The organism is Noviherbaspirillum suwonense (genome assembly GCF_900182955.1).
Taxonomy (GTDB): Bacteria; Pseudomonadota; Gammaproteobacteria; order Burkholderiales; family Burkholderiaceae_D; genus Noviherbaspirillum_A; species Noviherbaspirillum_A suwonense.
This window is the reverse complement of the sequence record NZ_FXUL01000055.1, coordinates 1-4,011: the sequence shown is the minus strand read 5'-3', so window position 1 is coordinate 4,011 and position 4,011 is coordinate 1. Positions and strand designations below refer to the sequence as shown.

General features: G+C 55.7%; 5 protein-coding genes. 2 read left to right on the top strand and 3 right to left on the bottom strand.

What is annotated here, in order from left to right; translation table 11 throughout:
• Both iscB and QOL82_RS28950 read left to right on the top strand, forming a co-directional pair.
• Window positions 1-921, top strand: a 921-nt coding sequence (iscB, locus tag QOL82_RS28955) for an RNA-guided endonuclease IscB (protein ID WP_283445788.1), incomplete at its 5' end; no start/stop codon positions are given.
• Window positions 922-936: 15 nt separating this feature from the next.
• A complete protein-coding gene (locus tag QOL82_RS28950) occupies window positions 937-1,350 on the top strand; it encodes a hypothetical protein (RefSeq protein ID WP_283445787.1) in 414 nt (137 codons plus the stop codon).
• An 816-nt stretch (window positions 1,351-2,166) separates the two neighbouring features.
• Here QOL82_RS28950 and QOL82_RS28945 read toward each other — a convergent pair.
• The 3 genes from QOL82_RS28945 to QOL82_RS28935 form a co-directional block, all read right to left on the bottom strand.
• Complete coding sequence (locus QOL82_RS28945; protein WP_283445786.1) at window positions 2,167-2,439, bottom strand: GNAT family N-acetyltransferase; 273 nt, start codon at window positions 2,437-2,439, stop codon at window positions 2,167-2,169.
• Window positions 2,415-2,723, bottom strand: a complete 309-nt coding sequence (locus QOL82_RS28940; protein WP_283445785.1) for a hypothetical protein — start codon at window positions 2,721-2,723, stop codon at window positions 2,415-2,417. The genes QOL82_RS28945 and QOL82_RS28940 overlap by 25 nt, the downstream gene beginning before the upstream one ends.
• Window positions 2,724-3,484: 761 nt before the next feature.
• Window positions 3,485-3,538: a hypothetical protein gene (locus tag QOL82_RS28935; RefSeq protein WP_283445789.1), complete on the bottom strand. Its 54-nt coding sequence runs from the start codon at window positions 3,536-3,538 to the stop codon at window positions 3,485-3,487.
• Between the last annotated feature and the right edge of the window lie 473 nt (window positions 3,539-4,011).

Genomic DNA, 4,011 nt, shown 5'->3' with positions numbered 1-4,011 from the left:
GCGCTGAGCACGGAACTGGTCCGCTTCGACATGCAGGCCATGGAAAACCCCGGGATATCCGGCGTCGCGTACCAGCAAGGCACGCTGGCCGGCTATGAGCTGCGCGAGTACCTGCTGGAAAAATGGGGCCGCAAATGCATGTACTGTGACAAGGAAGGCGTACCACTGCAGGTCGAGCACATCCATGCGAGAGCAAACGGCGGCACCGACCGCCCGGGCAACCTCGGCATTGCCTGTCAGCCATGCAACCAGAAGAAGGCCGCTCGCGACATCAAGGCGTTTCTGAAGAAGGATCCGGCGAGGCTTGCAAGCATTCTGGCGCAGGCCAAGCGGCCGCTGAAGGATGCGGCTGCAGTCAATGCCACACGGTGGGTCTTGCTCAACCGCCTGAAAGCCACCGAGCTTGCCGTCGAAGCCTCCTCCGGCGGGCGGACGACGTTCAACCGATGCCAACTGTACCTGCCCAAGACCCATGCGCTTGATGCGGTATGCGTCGGGGATGTGGCTGCTGTGGCAGGTTGGCGCCGACCTACGCTGGCCATCAAGGCAACCGGTCGTGGCGCCTACCAGCGCACCCGCTTGGACAAGTACGGCTTCCCGCGTGGTTACCCGATGCGTGAAAAGTCGGTCAAGGGATTCCAAACCGGCGACATGGTCCGTGCGAGCGTCACAAAGGGCAAGAAGATCGGCACCTATGTAGGTCGAGTCGCAGTGCGCGCCTCTGGCAGCTTCAACATCCAGATGGGCAAGGAAGTGATACAGGGAATCGGCCATCAGTACTGCACCATGGTGCAACGGGCAGATGGCTACGGTTATTCGTTCAACATGGATAGCACTATTTCAGCGGGTGCAGGGCACGCTTCGCGTGCCGCGCTATCCCTCCCCGGCATGAATGCCGGGGTATCTCGCGCAAAAGCCTGATGAAAAAAACATAACATGCCGAAACGACTCTTCAGCTTGAAAAACTGGGCTTTTAATACCGCACGAATTTTCGCTATTTTTTATTTTTGCATCGGCTGCATCCTGCCTTTTGTCCTGCAATACGAAAACCAGGCGGGGGCAGTCTTCGCTTATACCTTTCTCGTCTGGGTCGGCGGTTTGGCAACTGGCGCCCTTGCCTATGTCGTGGTTCGGGTCATACGCGGTCCCGGCGGCATGTCAACGACGCTGATGCCGGCAGTTGCCAACGACGGAGAAACCCCTTCCGTCAAAGCCCGCAGTAAATTTTATGAAGACCGCAAATCGCCCACGACAAAACACCTGGAACACATCGATAGTCTCTATTTGTCGGGGCAACTGACCGATGACGAGAGGAATGTCGCACGCGACACGATCATACGTAGTGCTTGACGACGGCGCGCCCATGGCGCGTCCTGGAAGTCCACCCGTCTGCCACGGCGGCGCCGTTGTATGCACGGCCGGACCTGCGCAGCGTTGCTCCCACTGGCCAGCAGAATTCTTTGCACGCCGGCTACCGACCGCTCGATAGCCGAGAGCAGGGAATGGCTAAAACGATAGTCCTGCATATTGGCGCAGGCGCCCGAAGCGACACTGGCACTGGTGCGAGTATTGCTGCCAACGGCCGGCGCCGGTGCATGCGCACTATTCTTTGGAACATCTTGTCTTCGTCCGATCGTCGGGTAATTGAACGCTACCGCTATGTATGGAAGAAAAAGATGTTTTTAGCAATGTTGTTCGAGCAACGCGGCATTTCGTTGAGGACCGTCCAACACTACTTATGCCAAGTAAAGGCTTAGAATTTAGGTATATGGCTGCCGGAAAGATAACGATGGAGACCGTAATTTTTCAGCAACCGACTGGCATGCAAAACGCCAAGAATGGCTAGAACTCTTTGCGGCAGTTTTTAAGCGTTCCGAGCAGCGCTGCTGGGCAGCCCACTATCGGCAAGGACTACCAATAGCAGCTACACCATTTCATGGCTGACTGACGCCATTGCCGGGATTGGGAAATTCGAACTAGAGCAGTCTTCCGCAAATCGGCCGCCGGTTTATTTTCCATGCGCACACCATCATACGATGGGTTGACTTTGCTCGTAAGCTGACGGCAGTGACGAAGTCCACGACACGGATATCTGCCCTCGGGTCGCTATTGATTCGTGCTCATTAAATGGCTATGGGGCAAGGTAAAACTGGGCCAGAACCCATGTCAGGTGGTGCCGAACGCGTAGCGCATCGCCACGTCGCAACGTGAGTGGCGTGCGCCGTAGCGCGCCACGATGTCGGCGTCACGCTGGAAGCCCGCCTTTTCGTATAGGCGAATCCCGGCCACGCATTTCGTGTCGATGAGCAGGAAGAACGGCTCGGCGCCGATCTGCGTAGCGCGTTCAATCACGACTCGCAAAAGGAATTCGCCGACCTTCAGCCCGCGCGCGAACGTTTGCACGCCCATCTTGGTCAGCTCGAAGCTGCGTTCGTCCATTTTTGCAGCGCGCAAGTGCTGACAATGCCAAGGCCCTTGGCTTCGGCAAACAGGATCACGCCACTCGGATCAACGATCCACGCGTGGGGATTTTCCAGCGCTTCCCGGTCGGTCGATTCAACCCGGAACATGTCGTTGATCCAATCGGCATCGATGTCGTGGAAGTACGGCGCCAGGTCGTCGCTGTATTCGCGTATGGTCAGGCGCGCCGGGTTCATTCGACCGGCAAGGACATCGATCAGCGTCGCCTCCAGCACCGTTTCGAGTTCGGCAAGCCGCGCCATGAGTGCGTCGAGCTCGTCCTACAACAGCGTGCCGACTGCCGCCTATACATGCGAAAGCCATTCGGGCGGGCACGCGCCATCGCCGCTTCGCCAGCGGGCGTGAGCGAGAGTGAGCGGATGTGTTGGACATGCCCCTTCTGCGAATACACCAGGCCACGTTCGATCAACTGTTCGACCGCGCGCGTGACGCGGGGTTGGCTGACGCTGACGGTCTGCACCAGTGGCCAATCTGGGCTAAACTTTACCGCACAGTCGAAAAGACCGGGCAACCGATGTGTTGAACCACACCGCAAAGATGTGATATCAAGTCCAATGAGGATCAGTATCGTAATTTACATAAAAATAATTCAGCATTTTGGATGTAGAAGCGAAGCAGTATTATCCGATTCCAGCAAAGTTGAAATGTCAGATTTTCGCTGATACAGCGCATTGTGGCGACTTACAGAGGGATCGCCATGAACGACACAGGGAGTATCACGAGGCCGATGTGCGCACTGGTTCGACGCAAAGTCATTCAACAAATCGTCGGTCGCAATCCTAAGCCTGGACAGGCTATTACATAAACTTAATATCACTCGACGCTATGTACTGGCTAGCTTAGAACGTCCCGAACTGACCAAATCGGAATGCCCGGCTCCCAGCCTGCGCGGATGGTCGAAACGGCTTATGCCACGCACTTTTTCACGAGCGCAGGTGCATCATGGTACGGTTGGCGGCATCGTAAAAAGCTGCTTGGTAATGAACCAGCAACGTTGTCACAATCAGTTGATTATCACTACCAATGCAGCTGCTCTTGTCCATATCCCGAGCAGTATCAGGAACGGTGCAACGACCTCGCCAATGTAGACAAGGTATCCTTAGCTGGCCACCCCATTTTGGTTAGCGCCACGGAGATGAAGCCAACGCCGTCAATCACCTTGGCGATGCCATGAAAGAGCAGCAGTACCGCTAGAGCGCCCCGTAAACGAGTTTCGCGGTAACGTACGATGAGGAAAGAGCAATATTGTGCGTAACCATTTCATTCTCGATGTGAAAACCAATCAATAGCGTCTGCCGGCAATGCGAAGTTGCAACAACCGTTGCGAATTTCGACTTGGTTCTCAGATAATCTATTGGGACGTAAAATAGCCTACCACGGTAACGCTATTGCTGTGCGGAACACTGGATACGTTGCTCAGCCCGGCCACTAAATCGTCGGTGCTGAAATATGGCGGGCGCCCAGTATCCATGCGGCCTTAGCTGAGATAGGTCAGTGTTGGATTTGCAGGAATAGCCAATATAACTGGCC